Below are 21,666 nucleotides of genomic sequence, written 5' to 3' on the forward strand. Positions count from 1 at the left end.
TTCCGGTTTGCGCGACACAGCTTGTCGCAAGTCAGCACTATCGTAGCGAAAAACGCAATGACAGTGTTCGCGCCACAGGCTGCGCCGCTGTCAGCGCAACCCTGTCGGCAAACGAACGTCACACCCAAAACGACAGCAAGAGGATGCATTCATGACCTTTCGTAACGGCCTTGCTTCACTCCTTCGCCCCGAAGATTCGGTTCTGGTTCTGATCGACCATCAACCCTACCAGCTTGCCAACCTGAACAGCCACGAGCCGCAGATGGTGGTCAACAACGCGACGGCGCTGGCAAAAGCCGCAAAGGTGTTCGGCGTCCCTACCATTCTGACCAGCGTGATCGCCGATCGCGGCGGCCTGATCTTCCCGCAGATCACCGATGTCTTTCCGGGTCAGGAGGTGATCGACCGTACCTTCATCAACACCTGGCAGGATCAGACCGTGGTGGATGCCGTCAAGGCAACCGGACGCAAACAGCTCATCATCGCCGGTCTGTGGACCGAGATCTGCGTTGCCATGCCGACGATCCAGGCGCTGGGCGAAGGCTGGGATGTGACGGTGATTACCGATGCCTCGGGCAGCGTGTCCGTCGAAGCCCACGAACTTGCGATCCAGCGCATGATCGCCGCCGGTGCCAACATGATGACATGGCTGGCACTGGCCGCCGAATGGCAGCGCGACTGGGCACGCACCGAACACGCCGCGGAACTGACGGATATCCTGAAGCACCATGCGGCAGGCAGCGGCATCGCCTATCTCTGGGAGCAGCAGCTTCTCAACACCCCGGTCCCGACCACGGCTGGCTGATCATCGGCGCGGGGGTGGAGACCCCATCCCCGACGCCGGTTGCCGCATCGTCTTCTGGCAGAACTGCGTCATCATCGATCATTGCACCGGCTGCATTGCCGGGCGTAGAACAGGCCCGTTTCAGAACGAAATGTGCATAAGGAGATCGAACCATGGGCAGATTCAGTGGCAAACGCATCTTGATCACCGGTGGCACAAGCGGCATGGGACTGGTTGGCGCAAGGCGCATCATTGCCGAAGGCGGGACAGTGCTTCTGACCGGCCTGAACGAACAGCGCCTGAAAGCCGCAGAGCGGGAATTCGCCGACAAGGCCGTGGTGTTCCGCAACGACGCCGCCGAACCGACTGCAACGGCTCTTGCCGAAACCGTGGCCTCGGCCGGTCCGCTGGACGGGCTGTGGCTGAACGCCGCCTTCGCGACCCTTGGCCTGCCGGAAGAGATTGATGCCGAAGGCTTCGACGCCATGATGGCGACCAATGTGCGCGGCCCGATGCTGCAGCTTGCAGCACTTTCGCCGCATCTCGTCTCCGGCGCTTCGGTTCTGCTCACCTCTTCCAGCTCGACCTATGAAGGGGCGGCCGCAACCGCGCTCTACGCGGCAACCAAGGGCGCGGTCGTCGCCATGGCCCGCTCCTGGGCGTCGGCGCTGGCGCCGCGCGGCATCCGGGTCAACACACTGGTCCCCGGCCCGATCGAAACCAACTTCCGCAGCTTTCTGCCGGATGAAGCGCGGCAGGGTTTTGAGGATTTCGTCGTCAATCAGGTTCCGCTCGGCCGGGCTGGCAGCGCAGATGAAGCGGCCGCCGTTGCCCTGTTCCTGCTTTCATCCGAAGCATCCTATGTCACCGGCAGCCAGTATGCCGTCGATGGCGGCCTCATCATGCAGTGAGTGTCGCACCATCGTCATCCGCCTGGTTTAGTCGACGCCCTATCGAGACCTCCCAGGACAGGACTGCATCGTGACGATGACGACATCGCCGGACAAGACGAACGCTCGGCCGGCTCCCAAACTTGCCGAAACCTTCATCCACCCGACTGTGGGACTGCGTGAGGTCGACATCGGCAGACACTGCGAAATCCTCGAGGCCACAAGGGTCGAATATTCGACGCTCGGGGATTTCAGCTATCTCGGTGAAAACTGCACGGTGGCAGATGCGCGGATCGGCAAATTCTGCGCCATTGCCGCATCGGTCAGGATCGGTGCACCGAACCATCCCATGCAGCGCCCCTCCCTGCACCGCTTCACCTATTGCACCGATTATTACTCCAGCGATGTCGGCCGCGATCACGCGTTTTTCGAAGATCGAAGACGCGCCATCGTCACCATCGGCAACGATGTTTGGATCGGCCACGGCGTCATCGTGCTGCCGGGCGTGACGGTTGGCGACGGCGCCGTTCTCGCCGCCGGTGCGGTCGTCTCACGCGATGTCGCGCCCTACACCATTGTTGGCGGCGTGCCCGCCCGCCTCATCCGCGAGCGCTTTTCCCGCGAGATTGCCGGGCGGCTGGCGCGGCTGGCATGGTGGGACAGGCCGCACGACGAGATCGTGGCGCGCGCTGGCGAATTTCGTACCGACGACATCGAAGAATTCTGCCGCCTCTGGGAGACGGATGGCGATTGACCGGGAATAAACGGCGATCTATCCCGCTCCTCAAGCCGGGGGCCAGCCATGACATTTCTTTTCAGCAGAACAGCCGCGACATCGACACCGATCCCGAAAACCGTCTGGCTGCTCGGGCTCGTCAGCCTTCTGATGGATATATCATCCGAGATGGTGCAGACATTGCTGCCGTTTTACCTGGTGTCAGGGCTTGGCGCGTCCGCAATCACCGTCGGTTTCATCGAGGGCATCTCAGTGGCGATCGCCACTGTGACAAAGCTGTTTTCCGGTGTCATTGCTGACTGGACCCGCAACAGAAAGATGCTGGCCGTGATCGGATACGGGCTGGGCGCGGTCTCGAAGCTCGTCTTTCCGCTGGCAGCCTCGGTTGATGCGGTGATTGCCGCCAAGGCCGTGGATCGGGTTGGCAAGGGCATACGCCGCGCGATGCGCTGATTGCCGATGTCACGCCACCGGAAATCCGCGGTGCGGCCTTCGGCCTCAGGAAATCACTCGATACGGTTGGCGGTTTTGTCGGCCCCTTGGCGGCCATCGGGCTGATGTTTGCGCTGAGCGGCAATGTCTCGCTCATCTTCTGGATCGCAGTCATCCCCGCTTTCCTTTCCGTCCTTGTGCTGATGTTCGGCGTGAGCGAACCCGACCAGCCACCACGCAAGGCAAGCCCGGCTCCAAGGATCGGCGAGATGCTGCGACTGAGCCGTGCGACATGGCTCGTCATCCTCGCCGCCTCCGCCCTCACCTTCGTCCGTTTCAGCGAGGCGTTCCTGCTGTTGAAATCGCAGGAGGCTGGTTTCCAGCCCGCCTGGATACCGATCACCATGGTCATCATGCACGCCGTTTATGGCCTGACCGCCTACCCGACCGGACGCCTTTCGGATATCATCGGGCCGAACGGGCTGCTTGCCGCAAGCGTTGCCGTCCTGGCCGCCGCTTATGCCGTGCTGGCGCTTTCGACCTCGATCCCCGTCTTCCTCCTCGGCATTGTTCTCTGGGGTCTTCACATGGGGCTCTCGCAAGGTCTTCTTGCCACGCTGATTGCCCAATCCGCCCCGGCGCATCTCAAGGGCACATCCTTTGGCGCCTTCAACCTGATGACCGGCTTCACCGTGCTGATCGGCAATGTCCTTGCCGGGTTCCTCTGGGAATTCTACGGCTCCGCCACCGCATTCACCACGGGCGCGGTCCTGTCGCTCTGCGCTTTGCCGGTGCTGCTGCTCGTGTCGAAAAAATCCACAACGCAAGCGTGAACTGGTATAGGCGTGGATCATGATCAGCATTCGACCAGCACGCCCCGGCGAGGGCGACCGCATCATGGACATCTGGAGAAGCGCGGTTGATGCCACGCATGGTTTCCCTGCTGCCCGAAGACCGTATCGCCCTCGATGAAATGCTCTGCGGTTTCCTGCCGCAGGCCCCGCTCTGGCTCGCGGTCGATGCGGCCGATCATCCTCTCGCCTTCATGCTGATCGACAGCGGCCATATGGAAGCGCTGTTCGTCGATCCGCGTCACAGCGGTAACGGCATTGGCACCGCACTCGTCCGCCACGGCCTCTCGCTTCATCCTGATATGACAACAGACGTCAACGAGCAGAACGATCAGGCCATTGGCTTCTATAAGAAAATGGGATTTCGTGAAACGGGCCGCTCACCCCTAGACGGACAAGGCAGGCCTTACCCGCTCATTCATCTGGCTTATGTGAACTGAGCCACGCACGCATTGCGGCATTGCCAAAACACCCTATTCTGCTGCTTTGACGAGCAGCTTCCGGAGGAAGGGGTGGCATGAAGCAGACGGCACTCATAGAGCATATTGCTGGCGGGCTTCGCGACGATAAGGCACTGGCTGGTCTTTTCCTCGGTGGAAGTTTCGGGCGTGGCACCGAGGACAGCTACAGCGATATCGACTTCATCGCTCTTGTCGAGCCCGACGCGCAGACCGCAACGATCACCAGATGGCGCGAATGCCTGCAGTCCATCACACCAATCGTTTTCTGGCGGCAACGCGGCCAGGGAAACGTTCTCGTCAATGCAATCACGGCCGACTGGCTGCGATGCGATCTCTCCGTCATGACGCCAGCATCCTTTACCGGGCGGGCCCGAAACACTGTCCGTCCGCTGATCGACAGGGACGACCGTTATGGCTCGTTACCGGAAACGCTGCCGGTCAAAGCCCCTGACACAGGCAAGGTGGAGTTTCTGATCGGCGAATTTCTCCGCGTCCTCGGGCTTCTCAATGTCGTGGTCGGCAGACGGGAATATGTAACCGCTGTCGGTGGCGCCGGCATGCTGCGCGATCATCTGGTGAGCCTGATGCTGGAAGCGGCCAATGTCGCCGGGCGTGGCGGAGCGCTGCATCTCAGCAAGGCCTTGCCCGAAGACGACATGCAAACTCTTCTGCGTCTGCCGTGTCCGAAGCCGGAAAGACAGGCGGTCATCGACGCGAATTTTTCCATCGCCGAGCAATTCCTGCCGCGCGCCCGCGCGTTGGCAAAGCAGCTTGAACTCCCATGGCCCGACGACTTCGAGCAGGCCACCCTGCAGATGCTGGCAAGGTCGCTGGGACCGACACCAGACTGGAATGCGCTGTCGTCCGCATCATGACGCAACCTTCACTAAGGTGAGCGATGCTCGGCTGTCTGCGTCTTTGAAGCTTCTGGCGAAGCAGCTATCATGTGCCGCCGTCATCGGGCGGCCGGGCATGTCTCTTTCAGGTGACAGCCTGTCATGGCAGTGCGGATGCGAGGTTCGATCATGGCGCAGAACATTTACGACAACGCGGCGTTTTTTGCCGGTTACAGCCAGCTTCCGCGCCAAGTGCAGGGTCTGGATGGTGCGCCGGAATGGCCGGCCATTCGCGCCATGCTGCCGTCATTGACCGGCAAACGCGTCGTCGACCTCGGTTGCGGTTTCGGCTGGGCCTCGCGCTGGATGCATGAGCAGGGCGCGGCCTCGGTGCTTGGCATCGACCTCTCCGAAAACATGATCGAGCGGGCACGCGCCGACACGCCCTACCCTGCAATCGACTATCAAAGAGCCGATCTCGAAACGCTTGAATTGCCGAAGGCGTCGTTTGATCTCGCCTACAGTGCGCTCGCCTTCCACTATGTCAGCGATTTTGAGCGCCTCGTTCGCATGGTTCATGCCGCACTCGTTTCAGGCGGCGATTTCGTCTTCACCATCGAACATCCGATCTTCATGGCCGTCGATAAGCCGCAATGGATATCCGATGACGACGGACGAAAGACCTGGCCGGTCAACGGCTATTCGATCGAGGGAGAGCGGCGCACCGACTGGTTCGCCAAAGGCGTTCTCAAATACCATCGCACGATGGCAACGACGCTGAACAGCCTTGTCGCCACCGGTTTTACCATCCGCGAAATCAGGGAATTCGCCCCGACGGCGGACCAGATCAGGCAGTTTCCTTCACTGGCTGAAGAACTTGAGCGCCCGATGATGCTGCTGGTCGCGGCACATCGCCCCTGACGGACACCCCGCCCCACACCTCCCATTCCATGCCGGCCGGAGCTGCAATGTCGTTTGATACGAATGATATCGAGATGTTTTTCTCTCTGGAAACCAGCCTGCACCGCCCTAAGGTCAGATCGTCGCCGCAGGCGGTCTCCGATCTGCTGGCCGATGACTTCGTCGAGTTCGGCAAGTCCGGCCGCGTCTACGACAAGCAGATCACCATCGAGGCGCTGGCGCAGGAAGAGGGATCGGTGTCGACACCACCGCTGGAGGTCGCCGACTTTACCGCAAAACCACTGTCGGAAGATGTGGTGCTCGTCACCTACAAGAGCATCCGCCCGCTGGCGCAGGACCAGCAGAGCAACGAGGCGCTGAGAAGCTCCATCTGGAAACGCATCGACGGTCGCTGGCAGATGATCTTCCATCAGGGAACGCCAGTTCCCGTTTGACGCGTATTTTCTGCTGTCCTTGATGGATGTGGGAGCGGGAGAGATCATCATCCTGTTCACCTTTGCAACACGGCCAAACCGCGGAGCCAGGAAGAGAAAAAAACGAGCAATCGAGCGCTTTTTCAACCCGCTTGCGCACGATCAAAATGAGCGTTACCACAATCATGAATTGAGGGGCGGGACATGGAATCATTCGCGTATGACGTGCTGCAGATGGGGGCGTGGCAGACGCTCTTTTTAGTTTGGGGTATTGTGAGCGTCTCCGGCCTGTTGGCGGGCGCCCTGATACAGCTTCCCTGGAAAATGGGGCGATCTGCATACGTCCTGTCTAACGGATTTTCGTCGTTTCTGGTCGGGCTGACTTCCGTGTTGTCGTTAGCGGTGCCACATGCATCGGAAAACGGCTACCTCTCGCTCATTGTCGCCGCTTACTATGGATCTCTCATACCCATTGGTGCCTTTCTTGGCATCACTGCGGCGGCTCGATCACTCGATGCATATGGAACACGCAACAGATATATCTTGTCGTTCATTCCTGTCGCCAATCTTTTTCTCCTGTTTGCCAAGCCTAAAAACCGCACCAGAACAAGCGGCATGAAAGCGACTGGCATCATTCTGCTCAGCTTCATTCTTGCGATGGCGGGACAGTTAGTGTCGATGCGTGTCAAGGACACGATTGAGAAAAGAAACGCGACCGAGACAGCCTCTGACGACAACGAACAGAGCCTCATCGCCGAACGCTACGTCCAGCTCATTTCCTCCCGGTCCGACAACTTTCCAGACGCTCCGGTGAAGGCGACCAAGGTCGCGGTCAAAGCTGACACCAAAACCCTGATCCAGGTTTTGCAGATCGAGGCCCCCGATGAACAGCAGGCTCTACTTATCCGCGATGGCAGCATGTACGCGCTCTGCAACGCGGAAAACTTGAAGACGCTGTATTCATCAGGCGCAGCCGCAATGTTCAGCTATCAGGACAAGGCGGGAAAAACTCTCGATACGGTGACAGCCAGCACCTCACTCTGTGAGATATGGAACACCGCGGTCGATGACGGAATGACAGCGATTGCAGCATCTGAAAAAACACCGGTAAAAATGGACGAAGTGTCGACCCTCATCCGAATGTCCTACGCCGATAAAACCCTCACCCGCTACATCACACTGAGCATCGCCTGGCCCGACGGGGTAGAGGCAGAGGTCATAAGCGGCGAGTGTCAATTACCGCTATTCCAGGTGAACGTGGGTTTAACGCTTCGGAACGTCTACCTTACGGAAACAGGCGCACCGCTCGCTGCGATTTCCGCCGACTGGGATACCTGTCAGGCTCTAAGCAACCCGGAGCGGCCCACACAGCCAATCGACGATCCTTTATGAGATCCAGGCGATGATCGGATGACGGCTGGCAGCAAGAGCTGATTGCTTGTCCCTTATTTGAAAAAGTTATTATCACAGCCCTTAATTGAAAGAAAAAGGCATGGACACAATCGCGGCTGCGCTGGGATGGAGCATGCTGGCGATGCTCTTCTGGCAATGGGGCATCATGGCGCTTTCAGGCCTGTTCGCGGGTGCCCTGATACAACGCCCGTGGAAGCTTGGCCGCGCCGCGTATTTCGCGTCGCTCAACCTTATCTTCTTTCTGTGGGGAGCAACGTCGTTTCTGGGAACACTGATGCCTCACGCAGCGGCGAATGGCTATGCATTTGCCGTCGTGGCAGTATTTTTTGCCGCCATCGTGGTCTTAGGCGCGATCACCGGTATCTGTGCCGCGTCGCGGTCCCTTGATGTGTTTGGTACCCGCAACAGATGGCTTTACGCGTTCATTCCCTACCTGAACCTTCAACTGCTGCTGCCGCCCTCATCTTACCATCCGAACCCAGATCGTGTCGGCCCCATAAAAGCGGCGGGGCTCTTCACCCTTGGCCTCACCCTGTGTGTTGGCGGACCGCTGATCATCCCGTCAATGTACAAGCCTTTCCTGCAGGCCATGGATGAATTGCCGCACCAGTCTCCTGAAGAAGCGATGAGAATGCAGTTTGAGACATTCAAACCGCATATCATCAAGAATTTTGCCGGCAGGCTTCCCTTGCCGATCGACGACAACAGGACTTTGATCGACGTAAAAGTCATAGGCAGAACCCTTATCCGCACGATTAAAATTCACGGCGATGCTGAAGCGGATACCGATCTGCTCACAGCTTACGAAACTAACGATGCCTGTAACTCACCGGAGGTCGAAGAGGTTTTCGATTGGACCGGAATTGCCGAAACCCGTTACTTGGACAAGAACGACCAGCCCATCGTAAACGTGACGTTGACGCGGTCTTCGTGTGAGGTCTGGAACAAGAACAGAGTTGAAGCGACGGCAGCAAAAGCGGATCGAAAGTCGCTTGAACGGAGAATTACCGCCGCGCAGACGACAGGACGTTCCCTCGCCCACAGACAGGCGATGCAAATCGTATCCGATATGAGCCTGAAACCTCCGATGAACATGGAACCTGGGCTTACGCTTACAGCGGTAAAAGCAGAATCTGACGCCGTTCTGCTTGTGATAAGCGCAACGGGCAACAAGGGAAAACCCGAGGAAACGAAGCTCCGCGAAATCTACACACGCTGCACCGACCCGGCCATCCGGAGAGAATTCTTTGACAGGGGCGTCAGCATATTGAGCCGTTACCACAATCGCGACGACAACACTGTTCTGGATGTGCGGATCAACACGGCTCAATGTCAGACCCTGGATGAACAGATCGACGCCTATATCGCAGGTCTGGCGAAGGTGAACTTTCTGGAAGGAGTTGAATATACGTATCATCCACCGCGTTACACGAACAAAAACTATATATTATATCTCTTCATGTCTGGCCCGATTTCCGCCGGGTTTGATGCCGATGCGAAAAAACGCATGTGCAGCGCGCCTCATTTCCAGACAGCCCTTCGTCTCGGCGTAACGATCTGGGCAATCATCATCCGCAATAGCGACGAACCGTCGAAACAACTCTACGTGGACCGCGCCACCTGCGGCGTTTGAGAGCCACCGGTCGTGCCGCCTTCAGGTCTCCCTGCCGACAATCCCGGCGATGAAGGCGGTTTTTTCCGAGGTGTAACGGTCGCCATCATAGGGAAAACGGGCAGCAAGCCGGGTTTTCAAGGCCGCATAGGCGGCAGCCGTCTGCGGATTCTGGCGCAGGTGGTTTCGAAACAGCATGCGGGCCTGATGGGTCCGGTTTTCGGGCGGGCAGAGATAGACCCTGAGCTGCGGCGCGGAATCTCTGTCGAGGAAGGCCCAGATATCATCAGCGTGGCGATTGCCACGCGGCTCGAACCCGGCCTGAACAAGCACCGCGCTCGCATCGGCAATGTCACCGGGGCCTGACACGGTCACATCGATATCGATGACGGGCTTTGCCGAAAGCCCGGGAATGGCGGTGCTGCCGATATGATCAATCGCCACGACCCGGCCGGCGAGCATGGCCCGCAACCGCGCTGCAGCGCGTTCGAAATCTCGCGGCCAGTCCGGATCATATGCAACGATTTCAACCAAGGTCGGCATGGAAAACCCCTGAAAACACCGCCATCCGTTTGGACAGGCTTTGTCTGCGGAGATCAAGCCATTTTCAGCCCTGTCGCAACCGCCGCTCAACGATGCCGACATGGAAGTTGGCGCCGTGGATCAGGCCGTCGTCGTTGAAATCGTAGCTGGCATTGTGCAGCGGCGCGGAGTTTTTGCCGTTGCCGAGAAAGACAAAGCAGCCCGGCACCTTATCCAGAAAACGGGCGAAGTCTTCCGAGCCGGTCATCGGTTTGTCGGCGATATCGACATTCTCGCTGCCGTAGAGATCCTCAGCCAGAGACAGCACCTCGCCGGCAAGCGCCGCATCGTTGACCAGCGGCACGAACTCGCGGCTGTAGGCCACCTCTGCCGTGACATTGTAGGTCAGCGCCGTTCCCTCGGCGATGGTGCGCATCTGCTGTTCGATGCGCGCGCTGACGCTCGGGTCGAAGCTTCTGGCATCGCCCAGAATGCGCGCCAGACCGGGAAGCGCGTTGCGCGTGCCATCGGTAATCAGTTCGGTCACGGAGACGACGCCGATATCGGCCGGATCGATGCGGCGCGACACGATGGTCTGCAGGTTGGTGACAAGCGCGCAGGCCGCCACCAGAACCTCGTTGCCCCAATGCGGACGGGCCGCATGACCGCCAACACCTGACAGCGTGATTTCGAAATTGTCCTCCGCCGACATGATGGCCCCGGGCCGGGTTTGCAGCAGACCGACGGGAAGACCGGGCATGTTGTGAATGCCGTAGATTTCATCGAAGGGAAACCGCTGAAACAGCCCGTCATCGATCATCGCCAGAGCGCCCCGCCCCCATTCCTCGGCCGGCTGGAAGAGAAAGCGTACGGTGCCGTCAAAATCGCCCTCTTCCGCCAGGTGTCTGGCCGCACCCAAGAGCATGGCGGTGTGGCCATCATGCCCGCAGGCATGCATGACACCGGGGTTGCGCGATCTGTAAGCGTGGTCGGCTTGTTCGGTGATGCGCAGCGCATCCATATCGGCGCGCAGCGCAATGGAGCGGTTGCCCGTGCCGCGTTTCAGCGTGCCGACAACGCCGGTACCGCCGACACCCTCCACCACCTCATCCAGCCCGAACTCCCTGAGCTTTGCTGCCACGAAGGCGGCTGTCGCCCGTTCCTCAAAGCCGAATTCCGGGTTGGCATGCAGGTGCTGGCGCCACTCTTTCATGGCGGCGTGAAGCGAAGAAATCCCGTTCATGGCTTTACCTTTTGCGTATCTGTCAGTGATCTGACGACATCGAGCAGCACGTTGGCACCGGCGACAAGATCGTCATCTGCGGTAAATTCCCTGGGGTTGTGGCTGATGCCGCCAACGCTCGGCACGAAGATCATGGCCGAAGGGGCAATCCGCGCCATCATCTGCGCATCATGCCCTGCCCCGGATGTCATGCGCCGCGAGAAAAGTCCCCGACCGGAGACAGCCTGCTCGATCAGCGAAACGATGCCGCTGTCGAACACCACAGGCTCGAAACGCGCCAGCCGCTCCACGCTTATGCTGACCTCTTCCTCCTGCTGCAGCCGCGCCAGAAAGGCCGCCAGCGCAGCCTCCTCGTCCTTCAGGCGCTGCTCATCCGGGTCGCGCAGATCGACCGTGAAGGTGGCCCTGGACGGGATGACATTGATGGCGTTCGGCTCAAAGGCCATGGTGCCGACAGTGGCAACCGTGGGCGTGTTGGAGGCGGCGGCCCGCTCCCGCAGAAAGGTGATGACGCGGGCAGCGGCAAGCCCGGCATCGCGGCGCATGGACATCGGCGTCGTGCCGGCATGGTTGGCATCGCCTTCAATAACGACCTTCTGCCAGGAAATGCCCTGCAGGTTTTCCACCGCGCCAATCGGCAGACCCTCGCGCTCCAGGACCGGCCCCTGCTCGATATGCAGTTCAATATAGGCTTCCGGCTTCAGGAAACCGGGCTCATGCGGGCCGGCATAACCGATGCGGGCAAGCTCATCGCCAAGGATTGCGCCATCCGTGCCGATGGTTGCCAGCGCTTCCTCGATGCCGAGACCGCCGGCATGAACGAGCGAGCCCAGCATGTCAGGTGCGAAACGAACGCCTTCCTCATTGGTAAAGGCCGCAACGACCACAGGCATGGCAGGCACAAAGCCGTTTTCCGCAAGCGACTGGATAACCTCAAGCCCCGCCAGCACGCCGTAGCAGCCATCGTAGATACCGGCATTGATAACCGTATCGATATGCGATCCCAGCATCAGAGGCCGGGCGTCATGTCCGGCCTCTGGCCGCCAGATGCCGAAGATGTTGCCGATACGATCGATGGCCACCTCAAGACCGGCCTCGCGCAGCCAGGCGACGAACTGGTCGCGCCCGGCCTTTTCGCTGTCTGACGCGGCAAGGCGAATGAGGCGCCCTTCCTGATCCCGGCCGATATCGCCAAGCTGTCTCAACCGGCCAAGCAGCCGCTGGCGATCAATGGATATGCCGCTCATCAAGCCTTCTCCTCCGCGAGAACAGTGTCCGGCGACTGGCCGACAATCTCCTGATAGCGCAACGGATCGGTCGCGCCTTCGGTGTTGACCAGCAGCACGCGGGACGCATCGTTCAGACCGAGCGCCGCTTTGATGGCAGGATCTTGCGCAGCCTTGATGAGACCGGCAAGACCGACGCCGCCGCTTTCCCCCGAGACGATGGCGGGATCACCGGGCAACGGACTGGCAAGCAGGCGCATGACGGCGATGGCGTCTTCCTCATCGACAGTCATGAAGGCATCGGCCACCCGCGAGAGAATGCGCCATGCAACAAGCGACGGCTCGTAGCACTCCAGCATGGCCATGACGGTGGGTTCGCCATGCGGAATGACAACCGCATGCCCCGCCTTGGCCGACGCGTAGAGGCAGGCCGCGCGGGCGGGATCAACCACCGTGAACACCGGCCGCCTGTCGCCAAACAGCACCGCCATATGCCCGGCAACCGCAGCCGCAATGCCGCCGACGCCGGACTGGATGAAGATGTGGGTCGGTGGTTCAGCAAGCGCGGCAAGCGCCTCGGTGACGATGGCGGTGTAACCCTGCATCACCAGACCGGGAATACGCTCGTATCCCGGCCAGGACGTATCGGACACGATCGTCCAGCCGCGCTCTTCGGCAACGCGGGCGGCCTGCCGCACGGAATCGTCGTAATTGCCCTCAACGCGGATCATCTCCGCCCCGAAACGGGCAATGGCCGCAACGCGCTCATCGCTGACACCGGAATGCACGAAGATTGCCGCACTGGCGCCCACCAGTTGCGCGCCCTGGGCAACCGAACGACCGTGGTTTCCATCCGTGGCGCAGGCAAAGGTCATGGTTTTGGCAATGGCCAGAACCTCGCCGCTATCCAGTTCGGCAATATCGACCGTGCGCCCCAGCCGCCGCGAGGTTTCTTCCAGCACCAGCCGGATCACGGCATAGGAACCGCCCAGCGCCTTGAAACTCTTGAGGCCCAGACGATACCCCTCATCCTTGATATGGATGGCCCCGACACCAAGCTTCGCGGCAAGCGCCGGGAGTGAAACCAGCGGTGTGGCAGCATGGCCCACCCGGTAAGACAGGAAACGCGACACCTCGCTTGCCGCCGCACGGCCAAGCGTCTCCGCATCCGTTACATCCAGCGCGGCGCCATAAACAGGGTTTTCATTTCGAAGAAACATCGCCATCTCCAATCTCGGTTGAAGAAAACATATTGCATTCACGACGATATTTGCGCTGATATCCGGGCGCTTATTTGCAATTTTGTTTCATGAAAGCCGCCCGATGCGCCGTTCACAGCCACTTGACGATTTCGACCTGAAAATTCTGGCGATCCTGCAGAAAGACAATCTCACGCCGCAAAGAACGATCGGCGAAGCCGTCAACCTCTCCGCGCCCGCCGTGCAGCGCCGCATCAAGCGCATGACTGATATGGGGGTCATCAAGGCCAACGTCGCCGTGGTCGACCCCGACGCGCTGGGCCAGCCGATCACCATTTTCGTGGAAGTCGAAGTCATCAGCGAAACCGCCGCCCAGATCGAAGCCGCCAAGCAGCAATTCGCCAGCACCCCCGAAATCCAGCAATGCTACTACGTCACCGGCGAAGCAGACTTCGTCCTCGTCCTCGTGGTCAGCGACATGGCCCGCTACGAAACCCTGACCCGCGAACTGTTCTTCGGAAACAACAACGTCAAACGCTTCAAAACCTTCGTGGCGATGGACAGGGTGAAATCCGGGCTGGAGGTGCCGGTGGTGGTGGGGCGGTAGGGTTATCAGTCGGTCTAGTTCGCTGTTTCCGACCGGGATTTCTTAACTCAGGTGGTAGCTGGCGTACGAAAGGCTGCTGTCCATTGTTGTTGATGGTTGATGGCAAAATCAAAGCCGCGCGTATGCGAAGATTTAGCGCTGATCGATGTTCACGAGGGGTATACCCCTGCGGACACCCCCTGTGCTCCGGCTTATGTCCTTCTGGTCGCGGCGAACTCTGGGAAAGTGAGATCATACACATTTCCGAGAGTGCACTGGAAGCCAAACCGACAGCGTCCATGGGGGGAAATTGCTACCCGAAGTAGCTTAAATACCCCCTCGTAAAATCTTCTCGTTTTCCCAATCAGGTTATAAATACTTGTGCAAGCGATGACATCTCAACTGGCAATCCACATCAACTAACGCGCACGTATTGAAGATATTTTTAATCCGGGCGTGAAAAGCTACGCAGTAATCAGGTATTGGACCGCATCAGAATGAACGAAATCAATCCACCTCCATCTCTTCGTACCCTTGAATTGCTCATCACAGTTGTAAAAAAGCTCGTAGACAACAAGGGAGATCTAACCCGCACTTGGCTCAAACGTTATGTGTGCGACAATAACGACGAACTCGTCGATACCGCATTGAAGTATGGCTACGCCAAGAAGCTTCTGGTTTCCAAGAAGCAGGGGTACATCGGATTAGCAAAGGGCATTACACAGGCTGATGCAGTCATCGGTGAAGAGAGCTATTACCCCGAGATTGAACGCCAGCTGAAGCTGCTTTGGCAGGCCAACAACTATAGCTCGTCTGAGTACATCATTGAGAATACGGCTCGGCGAAACGCAAAGATTGTTGGGCCGTGGACACGCCCAGACCTCACACTGGTCTCGCACAAGAAGTTTCCGTACACGATCGGCCATGAGTTCGATGTCGTCACATTTGAGGTCAAGAGGCCGGACTCATCTAATGTTCTCGCCGTCTTTGAAGCTCTGTCTCATACAAGTGCCGCAACCAAAGCTTACGTCGTATTTCCTATAAGCCCAAATGATTGGACCGCGTCGGCGCCCGAACAGGAGATCCGGGTTAAAGACGAGTGTGCCAAACATGGCGTGGGGCTTATACTGATTGAAGACATCAGCACGAGCCCGAAACCCCATCACGTAATCAAAGCCCGACGTAAGGAAATTGACCACGAGCGATCGAGTGCATTTCTCAGTGCAGTGCTCACTCCTCAGGGCAAAGAGCAGATTGCGAAGTGGAAATAGCAGTGAAGTAACCGTCAACGGTAACTAGGCCAGTTTATATTGCGAGACATCCGGCCCTACCGGGCGAACTTGCTGCACAAAGGAACACAAGCCGCCTCGCAAACTACTTGCTCTCGACCACCGATCTTGCCTTGCCTTCCGATCAAGTTACGCAGTCAACCCATTGACCAGTCAGCTGGGCTGCGTGGGCTCTCTCGGTTGTGCGGATCAGCCTACTACTCGCTTGATCGCAAGACGGATTGCTCCGCTACCGGTCTACTCGAAGGGGGTAAGCCGTTTGGACGGAGCCTGAGTCGTGGCTATTTATCTTTTGGATCCCAATACAGGGTTACTGCCTTATGCCGAACGTAGAAATCGAGTCCGGACGCCTCATGTTTATGCGTTGAGCCGAATATTAATGGACTGCCGCAGGAGGAGGCCTGCGTCGACACCTCCGGATTGCGTGCAACTAGCTCCTCACGCCATTTGTCGATCAAATTCTTTGAGTTCTTCGCGAAGCAATAAAGTAGCACCTCGCCATGATCCTGGCCTGGAACCCCAGTCGAGTAGCGCGTTGTGAGTTGCTGAAACCCTTTATCCAACCACGAATAGGCGCCGTTTTTCTTAGCTTCTGCGAGCCACAGGAATCCATCTTTACCCCTTATCACGACGTCACAGTGTCCGTTCATGTGCTCGTCATGAGCAGCACGGAAACCCGCAGCTCTAAGCATGCTGCATATTTCTAGGGTCAGATCATCCTCATCACGGTCCTGCTTTTTGCTCTTATCCGTTTCGAGCTGATTACAGACATAATCTATAGCCTTTTGAACAGCCTTGACCTTGCCTTCATGCGTTTGGGCAAACAAGAAATAAATACGTGCCTCTTCAGCGCCTTCAACAACGTCATGCTCGCGCATTTGCGCAAGAACATCCTCTGCAGTTGCCATGCTCACGCCTCCCCGCCGACCAGTTGCGTCGTAAGCTGGAAGAAGGGAACTACCTTTGAGGAAGGTGCTTCAACTTCTGCCTTGGTCACCGGATGGAATAGCGTGTCAAAATCGAGTACGCGCTGAAATTGCTCAGAGGACAACTCATGAGTCACGCCCTCATCGTCAATAAACTTACCACCAGTTCTGAAGATAGCGATATCCGATTGGACCAAGATGTTGAGTGCTGCAATGATATCTCCAGTAAGAGTCTTGGCGTCAAGCATGTGCAAAATATCACTAACATGCAGGGACACTACCTTATCGAAGTCTCGCGCTGCAATCGCATCTACGATACCGCAGGCTATCTGTCCTGCAGGCATATCACTCCAATGGTCAACGATCTGAGCCTTTAAGCTATCGATCTTTATTGAAGTCCTACCCTCTGCCTTAATGCCAACACCGTCGAGCCTTGGCAGTGAATGCACCACCGCCATCGTCTTGATTGAAACAGTTATCATCCTCTGGAAGAGGGTAAGCAGATATTTTGGGTCACCCACTATTTCGTTGGCATAATCGTTTGCATCGGTGATAATACCGCTGTCTTTGTCTTGTTTAACCACCTGCCGTTCCATCACCCACTCAAGCGCAGGCTTGCCGTTGACCACATAATCGTAGGCTTCGAGCGGGACGTTCTGCATGGTGATGCGGTCGTTGTAGACAACGGTCGTCCGATCCTTTTCCTTACCCTTTGACGCGAACTTCATCTTCGTCACACGGTAGAACTTGATCGGATCTGCCTGAGCTTCAGGAATAAGCCGGTGATCTCCTTCCTTGAAGGTGACCATGTAGGGCTCTGCAGTTTCGAAATTGATGTGTAGGTCACTTAAAGTGCGGCCTGCATCTTGGAATGCTTTGAAGTCGCTGAAGTTACTCACCGCAGGTATTCGGGGCAACTGCTTGGATAGATTGTTCGCGAAACGCCGACGATAGTCAGGTGAGTGCAGCAAGCCGTAGATGTAGTAGAATACGTCTTCTTTTGTTATTTCCTCCCCCAAATAGGCTGTTTGGAAATAGGCAAGCCCTGCATCCGTAATGGCTGCGCGGCGGGTAGCATCAGCGCCGTCCTCCAGAGCCGATGCGAAAAGACCGTCATCCGGTATTGCCGGCCCGCATAGGTAGAGAGGGAAGCACTTGCTTTTTTCGATGAGATCGTAGTTGGGAATGGCATCGACCATAAGGACGGAAAAGCCGCTTCGCGAACCCTTCCCTGACAAGCACATAATCGGCGAGCCCTCGGGGACGCTGTCAAAGCTGCCAGCTCGCTCGATTAGACTGTTTTCATAGTAAAGCAGTTTCTTTTCGAAGGGGCGATACATTGATGTGCGGGTCGTTTCCGGCCTAAACTCAAGTCGACTGGATCGCAGAAAAGCCGTCTCAAGATCAGCCGACCATTTGATCTTCCTGGCATCCCGGTCGACAGTTTTGATAGTTTTTGCTTGGTCGATCTGCGAGTTGAATGCGGATATCATGCTTTGCACATTCAAGTGCAGCTTTGCGCTCGAAGGTCCGTAAACCCAAACATCGCGTTGAGTTGAAACACCGTTAGAGAATGTTTCGAAAACTACTGGAGCACCTCCAGACGACCTAGAGCCAATCTCGATGAAAGCATCAAAACTGCTATCTACTTGATCGAGCCAATCATTTTTCTCGTCGGGTGTTATATGTTTCCATCCTTCCGCCCTCGTGATCCCGTTGATGGAACCCATGTCGCGGATAGCATTAAGCTTTTGCGTTGTCGTTAGGTCTGGCCCAATGTCATGGAAGTAGATCTGGCCACGCTCCGTTCCCTTCGGATTCTTGGTCAAGACGGCTATGCAGATGCCCGTCATACTTCCCGAACCGAATACATTCTGACCTTCTCGGGCCGCCCCTTTTGAGAGCATGTTTTTGCGGATATCGCCTCTTAGATGAAAAACGTAGAGATTGCTGAACTCATCAGCCAGGCACTTGCGCATGCCGTCCGCATAGCCGCGCTCAATCCAAGCGCTACCGGATACGAAACCCATCACTCCGGCATCACCGATCCGGTCACTCGCCCAACGAAATGCTCGAATATAGCTGTTGTAGAGTTGATTTTTGAGCTTGGCAGTAGAACTCGCCGCATAGCTGTCGCGGATCGCAGTATCAAGTTGCGGATAGCTTATATTAGGAGCGTCATCATTCGCGTTTTCTTGGCCACCTGAGTAAGGTGGGTTACCAATAATAACGCGGATATCGAGCTCCTTTTGCCGTGTACGGCGTTGAGAGTTGTCAGGCAAGAGATTAGAGACCATGTCCCGCTCTTGCTCGTACATCTGGAAGGTGTCTGTTAGAAGGATACCGGTGAATGGTTGATACGGTGCGTCCTCGTTCAGACCACCTTGCGCCAGTTCGTGATAGACTGTCTCAATGTTTATGGCGGCTATGTAATAGGCGAGCAGCACAATTTCGTTAGCGTGAATCTCGTTCTTGTATTTGTGTTCCAATTCATCAGGTGCGATTAGCCCTGACTGCAACAACCTAGCAATGAACGTGCCGGTGCCGGTGAAGGGATCGAGAATGTGGACGCCCTTTGATCCGAGGGTCTGACCAAACTGCGACTTCAGCACGTCATTGACCGAATGAAGTATGAAATCGACCACCTCAACAGGGGTGTAGACGATGCCCAGCCGCTCGCTTAGCATGGGAAAGGCGTTACCGAAGAACTTGTCGTAAAGCTCGGTGATGAGCTTTTGGCGTCCCCGTGCGGTTTTCACATCAGCGGCGCGGCGTTCTACGCTAGTATAAAACTTCGCGAGGCTCTCGGATTCCTTTGAAATATTATGTTCATGCAATTGTCCAAGCACGATCTCCATTGCCTTAGAGACCGGGTTTTCTGTAGTAAACTTGCTGTCTTTAAAGAGCGCGTCGAAAACTGGCTTGGTAATAAGATGCTGAGCCAGCATCTCTATCGCCTCTGCCTCACTTATCTCCGGATTTAGATCGTCGCGCAGCTCTTCTAGAAACTCAACGAAGGCGTCTCGCTCGCGGCCCGGGTTGGCGACAATAGTGCTTATTCTTGTGATGTGAGTCTGGGCTATCTTGGCAATGTCTTTCGCCCATGTATCCCAATAGTCCCGCGTGCCACATTTCTCGACAATCTTTGCCATGATTGCACGAGTGAATTCATCGAAAAGAAACTCACCTTGCTTGTAGTCGCCATAGGGCTGCCTACGGTCAAGAGTTTCCCGCCCAATGCCCGGCCCATCCTTCCTCAGGTTGGACCTACTTGTCGCGAAGTCTTCTACAACTGTGGTCAGTTCTTTCAATTCAGTTTCTGAGGAAACTCTGACAAGCTCAATCTTGTCGCTAATATCTTCCCCAAGTTTCGCCTGGTTGATCCGCGCATCAAGACGTTCATCGTGGGCACGCAATGCGTTTAGAATCTGCCAGACAATCTTATACCTTTCGTTGTCGTTCAGGGCATCCTCAGGCTTGGTATTCGGTGGAATTGCGACCGGCAGGATCACATAACCGAGCTTCTTACCCTCAGCTCTGCGCATAACACGGCCGACCGATTGCACCACATCAATTTGGCTCTTGCGAGGGTGCATAAACATAATGGCGTCAAGGGCGGGAACATCCACTCCTTCAGACAAGACCTTAGCGTTTGTCAGTATACGGCAGGCGTCATCACCAGCGTCCGCCTTCAGCCAGTTTAACAATTCCTCACGGGCGCTTGCGTTGTAACTACCATCGACGTGCCGAACCTCGGTAGATACATAACGCTCAGCGTCTACAAACTCGTTGCCCGCATATTCGGCAACAACCTTCGTGAACTCTTCTTCAATGATCTGTGATTTGGCAATGCTCTGGCAGAAGGCAAGCGCTCGCTTCATCGGCCTCGGATCAAATGCGAGATCAGCTACAAGATCGCTTTTTGTCAACGCCTTGTAGCATCCAATTATCTTGGTTGCATCGTCCAGAGTGAGCTCGGGTCCGTCCTTAAGACGATTCTGGATTGTGTTTGAAACCAGCCCCTCATCCACGGCCAGTACCACGACCTTGTAATCAGTCAATAGATCGTTTTCAACGGCCCAACCAAAGCCACGGTGGAAGAGGTCCTTACCAAATTTGGCCTCGTCATCCATCGATGCAAGTTCAGCATCGTAATCATCGGCTTTGCGTTTGGCGGCGTCGCCGAAGATGCGTGGTGTAGCTGTCATGTAGAGCCGTTTCGTGGCTGCTACATATTCATTACTATGGATGCGTACAAAGGCGCTGTCGTCTTCGTCCTTAAGTGTAACGCCGGTCGTGCGATGAGCCTCGTCACAGATCACTAGATCGAACGCCGGCATACTATACTGCTTTTGGGCGCGCGTTAGCACATCGATCGAGTGATATGTGGAGAAGACCACAGTCATCTTGTCCACATTGGCAGAATTAACTTGCCTTGCGATTTTTTCCGGCTCTGTCGTGGCAGGGAAGGCTAGGTCATGAACATTTAAATCAAGACTGTCCGCGTCTGCATTACGGCCAATCTTCGTATCTGAACAAGCCGAGAAAGCCGTGAACTCTTTTTGACAGTCATTCTTCCATTCTCGCACCGTCTGCGACATGAGCGCGAGGGAAGGCACCATAAACAGAACACGTTTACCTTTTCCTGCCAGCGTCTCTGCAATCCTTAGACCGGTGAAGGTCTTGCCCGTGCCACACGCCATAATAAGCTTGCCGCGATCCGCAGCTTGTAGACCTTCTGCAACGGCTTGCAGTGCTTCGCGCTGGTGGTCTCTGAGCTCCTTTTTAGGGGCGAGGCTGACAGTGCCCGTGCGTACAAACTGCGACCAGTCGATCCGGCTTGCCTCTAATTCATTGGTTCCGATCCGGTTCCACTCTTTGGAGAGCTTGCCCAGCGTCTCCTTCGCGTTCCGGCTAAAGTCTTTCCGAGTGGTATCTGCGATTATCAGTCGCTTAAACAGATCGCTGGAGGCGGCAGATATGAAGCTATCTAGATCCGCTTTTTGAATGCTGTATTCTGGGGCGTAGAACTTGCACTGGATAGCTGCGTAACCTGACCCGTCTGCTAGCGTGGCGACGAGATCGATTCCAGTATCATTGCCACTCCATCCATGAGCTTTCGCCCATTCGCCAAACGGTACAACCGCAGAATAGTATTGCTTCTGTGTGCTATCATTTTGCAGAAACACTTTAACGACGCGCTCAAAATAGTCGCCTTTTTCGCGTTCGTTTCCGGAGGCTGTACGGTACGTATCTAGTAAATCGCTTAGCTGCATGTGCTCTATCGGTAAGGCTGATTCTATCCAGCTGTTTATAAACGGATCAC

At 56.7% G+C, this 21,666-nt stretch carries 16 protein-coding genes and 2 pseudogenes; 12 read left to right on the forward strand and 6 right to left on the reverse strand.

Translation table 11 applies throughout. The annotated features are described in order from the left end of the window. The first annotated feature begins 151 nt into the window (after positions 1-151). From HWX89_RS17575 to HWX89_RS17620, 10 genes and pseudogenes are all read left to right on the forward strand, one after another. Positions 152-805: a hydrolase gene (locus HWX89_RS17575; protein WP_138792432.1), complete on the forward strand. Its 654-nt coding sequence runs from the start codon at positions 152-154 to the stop codon at positions 803-805. Positions 806-957: 152 nt separating this feature from the next. Further along, a complete protein-coding gene (locus HWX89_RS17580; protein WP_138792433.1) occupies positions 958-1,695 on the forward strand; it encodes an SDR family oxidoreductase in 738 nt (245 codons plus the stop codon). A gap of 76 nt (positions 1,696-1,771) precedes the next feature. After that, entirely contained in the window at positions 1,772-2,428 is a 657-nt protein-coding gene (locus HWX89_RS17585) for a DapH/DapD/GlmU-related protein (RefSeq protein WP_138792571.1), read from the forward strand. A 48-nt stretch (positions 2,429-2,476) separates the two neighbouring features. Further along, positions 2,477-3,675, forward strand: a pseudogene (locus HWX89_RS17590) (MFS transporter). A gap of 19 nt (positions 3,676-3,694) precedes the next feature. Continuing rightward, positions 3,695-4,133 (forward strand): annotated as a pseudogene (locus HWX89_RS17595) (acetyltransferase). A 77-nt stretch (positions 4,134-4,210) separates the two neighbouring features. Further along, on the forward strand, positions 4,211-5,029 hold the full coding sequence (locus tag HWX89_RS17600) for a nucleotidyltransferase domain-containing protein (protein ID WP_138792434.1): 819 nt from the start codon (positions 4,211-4,213) through the stop codon (positions 5,027-5,029). A gap of 150 nt (positions 5,030-5,179) precedes the next feature. Beyond that, the gene (locus HWX89_RS17605; RefSeq protein ID WP_138792435.1) at positions 5,180-5,911 is read left to right on the forward strand and encodes a class I SAM-dependent methyltransferase; all 732 of its coding nucleotides are present in this window, start codon (positions 5,180-5,182) and stop codon (positions 5,909-5,911) included. 47 nt (positions 5,912-5,958) lie between these two features. After that, the gene (locus tag HWX89_RS17610) at positions 5,959-6,345 is read left to right on the forward strand and encodes a nuclear transport factor 2 family protein (RefSeq protein WP_138792436.1); all 387 of its coding nucleotides are present in this window, start codon (positions 5,959-5,961) and stop codon (positions 6,343-6,345) included. A 183-nt stretch (positions 6,346-6,528) separates the two neighbouring features. Then, entirely contained in the window at positions 6,529-7,716 is a 1,188-nt protein-coding gene (locus HWX89_RS17615) for an MFS transporter (protein ID WP_138792437.1), read from the forward strand. Between the two features lie 100 nt (positions 7,717-7,816). Continuing rightward, positions 7,817-9,370 carry a hypothetical protein gene (locus HWX89_RS17620; RefSeq protein WP_138792438.1) on the forward strand — a complete coding sequence of 518 codons (1,554 nt, stop codon included), beginning with the start codon at positions 7,817-7,819 and terminating at the stop codon, positions 9,368-9,370. A 21-nt stretch (positions 9,371-9,391) separates the two neighbouring features. Here HWX89_RS17620 and HWX89_RS17625 read toward each other — a convergent pair whose 3' ends face one another. The 4 genes from HWX89_RS17625 to HWX89_RS17640 form a co-directional block, all read right to left on the reverse strand. Next, on the reverse strand, positions 9,392-9,892 hold the full coding sequence (locus HWX89_RS17625; protein WP_138792439.1) for a GrpB family protein: 501 nt from the start codon (positions 9,890-9,892) through the stop codon (positions 9,392-9,394). Positions 9,893-9,956: 64 nt separating this feature from the next. Continuing rightward, positions 9,957-11,114, reverse strand: a complete 1,158-nt coding sequence (locus HWX89_RS17630; RefSeq protein ID WP_138792440.1) for a M20 aminoacylase family protein — start codon at positions 11,112-11,114, stop codon at positions 9,957-9,959. Further along, positions 11,111-12,361 carry a Zn-dependent hydrolase gene (locus HWX89_RS17635; protein ID WP_138792441.1) on the reverse strand — a complete coding sequence of 417 codons (1,251 nt, stop codon included), beginning with the start codon at positions 12,359-12,361 and terminating at the stop codon, positions 11,111-11,113. The genes HWX89_RS17630 and HWX89_RS17635 overlap by 4 nt, the downstream gene beginning before the upstream one ends. Next, entirely contained in the window at positions 12,361-13,560 is a 1,200-nt protein-coding gene (locus HWX89_RS17640; RefSeq protein WP_138792442.1) for a diaminopropionate ammonia-lyase, read from the reverse strand. The genes HWX89_RS17635 and HWX89_RS17640 overlap by 1 nt, the downstream gene beginning before the upstream one ends. Before the next feature lie 103 nt (positions 13,561-13,663). Between HWX89_RS17640 and HWX89_RS17645 the strand changes: the two genes are divergently transcribed. Both HWX89_RS17645 and HWX89_RS17650 read left to right on the forward strand, forming a co-directional pair. Next, positions 13,664-14,146: an Lrp/AsnC family transcriptional regulator gene (locus HWX89_RS17645; RefSeq protein WP_138792443.1), complete on the forward strand. Its 483-nt coding sequence runs from the start codon at positions 13,664-13,666 to the stop codon at positions 14,144-14,146. A 476-nt stretch (positions 14,147-14,622) separates the two neighbouring features. Then, a complete protein-coding gene (locus tag HWX89_RS17650; protein WP_138792444.1) occupies positions 14,623-15,396 on the forward strand; it encodes a hypothetical protein in 774 nt (257 codons plus the stop codon). A 299-nt stretch (positions 15,397-15,695) separates the two neighbouring features. Here HWX89_RS17650 and HWX89_RS17655 read toward each other — a convergent pair whose 3' ends face one another. Together HWX89_RS17655 and HWX89_RS17660 are read right to left on the reverse strand one after the other, a co-directional pair. Further along, positions 15,696-16,322 carry a hypothetical protein gene (locus HWX89_RS17655; protein WP_138792445.1) on the reverse strand — a complete coding sequence of 209 codons (627 nt, stop codon included), beginning with the start codon at positions 16,320-16,322 and terminating at the stop codon, positions 15,696-15,698. 2 nt (positions 16,323-16,324) lie between these two features. Beyond that, positions 16,325-21,616, reverse strand: a complete 5,292-nt coding sequence (locus tag HWX89_RS17660; protein ID WP_138792446.1) for a DEAD/DEAH box helicase — start codon at positions 21,614-21,616, stop codon at positions 16,325-16,327. Positions 21,617-21,666 lie beyond the last annotated feature (50 nt).

The organism is Rhizobium sp. RM, from assembly GCF_013390595.1.
Lineage (GTDB): Bacteria > Pseudomonadota > Alphaproteobacteria > Rhizobiales > Rhizobiaceae > Agrobacterium.

What these genes read in the sequence shown, in the direction of transcription:
- HWX89_RS17620 (WP_138792438.1), top strand. Translation starts at nt 7,817, where the DNA reads ATGGACACAATCGCGGCTGCGCTGGGATGGAGCATGCTGGCGATGCTC.
- HWX89_RS17605 (WP_138792435.1), top strand. Translation starts at nt 5,180, where the DNA reads ATGGCGCAGAACATTTACGACAACGCGGCGTTTTTTGCCGGTTACAGC.
- HWX89_RS17615 (WP_138792437.1), top strand. Translation starts at nt 6,529, where the DNA reads ATGGAATCATTCGCGTATGACGTGCTGCAGATGGGGGCGTGGCAGACG.
- HWX89_RS17625 (WP_138792439.1), bottom strand. Translation starts at nt 9,892, where the DNA reads ATGCCGACCTTGGTTGAAATCGTTGCATATGATCCGGACTGGCCGCGA.
- HWX89_RS17600 (WP_138792434.1), top strand. Translation starts at nt 4,211, where the DNA reads ATGAAGCAGACGGCACTCATAGAGCATATTGCTGGCGGGCTTCGCGAC.
- HWX89_RS17610 (WP_138792436.1), top strand. Translation starts at nt 5,959, where the DNA reads ATGTCGTTTGATACGAATGATATCGAGATGTTTTTCTCTCTGGAAACC.
- HWX89_RS17655 (WP_138792445.1), bottom strand. Translation starts at nt 16,322, where the DNA reads ATGGCAACTGCAGAGGATGTTCTTGCGCAAATGCGCGAGCATGACGTT.
- HWX89_RS17645 (WP_138792443.1), top strand. Translation starts at nt 13,664, where the DNA reads ATGCGCCGTTCACAGCCACTTGACGATTTCGACCTGAAAATTCTGGCG.
- HWX89_RS17660 (WP_138792446.1), bottom strand. Translation starts at nt 21,616, where the DNA reads ATGCAGCTAAGCGATTTACTAGATACGTACCGTACAGCCTCCGGAAAC.
- HWX89_RS17635 (WP_138792441.1), bottom strand. Translation starts at nt 12,361, where the DNA reads ATGAGCGGCATATCCATTGATCGCCAGCGGCTGCTTGGCCGGTTGAGA.
- HWX89_RS17640 (WP_138792442.1), bottom strand. Translation starts at nt 13,560, where the DNA reads ATGTTTCTTCGAAATGAAAACCCTGTTTATGGCGCCGCGCTGGATGTA.
- HWX89_RS17650 (WP_138792444.1), top strand. Translation starts at nt 14,623, where the DNA reads ATGAACGAAATCAATCCACCTCCATCTCTTCGTACCCTTGAATTGCTC.
- HWX89_RS17575 (WP_138792432.1), top strand. Translation starts at nt 152, where the DNA reads ATGACCTTTCGTAACGGCCTTGCTTCACTCCTTCGCCCCGAAGATTCG.
- HWX89_RS17630 (WP_138792440.1), bottom strand. Translation starts at nt 11,114, where the DNA reads ATGAACGGGATTTCTTCGCTTCACGCCGCCATGAAAGAGTGGCGCCAG.
- HWX89_RS17580 (WP_138792433.1), top strand. Translation starts at nt 958, where the DNA reads ATGGGCAGATTCAGTGGCAAACGCATCTTGATCACCGGTGGCACAAGC.
- HWX89_RS17585 (WP_138792571.1), top strand. Translation starts at nt 1,772, where the DNA reads ATGACGACATCGCCGGACAAGACGAACGCTCGGCCGGCTCCCAAACTT.